The sequence below is a fragment of the Streptomyces sp. CC224B genome (genome assembly GCF_030010595.1).
Taxonomy (GTDB): domain Bacteria; phylum Actinomycetota; class Actinomycetes; order Streptomycetales; family Streptomycetaceae; genus Streptomyces; species Streptomyces longispororuber.
In genome coordinates this window covers 1-429 of the sequence record NZ_JASCXL010000268.1, presented here as the reverse complement: position 1 = coordinate 429, position 429 = coordinate 1, and the positions used below count along the sequence as shown (strand labels likewise).

1 protein-coding gene is annotated in these 429 nt (G+C 66.4%); it reads left to right on the top strand.

The window, feature by feature from the left end:
* The coding region (locus tag QK440_RS41295; protein WP_282798405.1) for a condensation domain-containing protein at positions 1 to 429 on the top strand (429 nt) is incomplete at both ends.

Sequence of the window (429 nt, the reverse complement as noted above, 5' to 3'; positions counted from 1 at the left end):
CCCGCTGTTCCAGATCGCACTGGCACTGCAGAACAACGACCAGGCCCACTTCGACCTACCCGGCCTCCAAGTGCAGGAGCACGTCAGCGGCACCGGAACCGCCCGTTTCGACCTCTACTTCAGTCTCAACGAGACCTTCGAAGACCACCGGCCTGCCGGCATCTGCATCGCTGCTGAGTACTCCGCCGAGCTGTTCGACGCCAGCACCATCGAAACCCTGATCGCCCGCTGGGAGCGGCTGCTGACCACTGCGGTCACCGACCCCTCCCACCGCATCAGCGACGCAGACCTGCTCACGCAGAAAGAGCGAGGCGAACTCCTCGCGGCCGAGCGCGCCGTAACCACTCAAGACGTCGAACCGGCCACGTTCCCGGACATGTTCGCCGCCCGCGTGCGGGCAGCCCCACAGGCACCCGCGGTCGAGTCGGA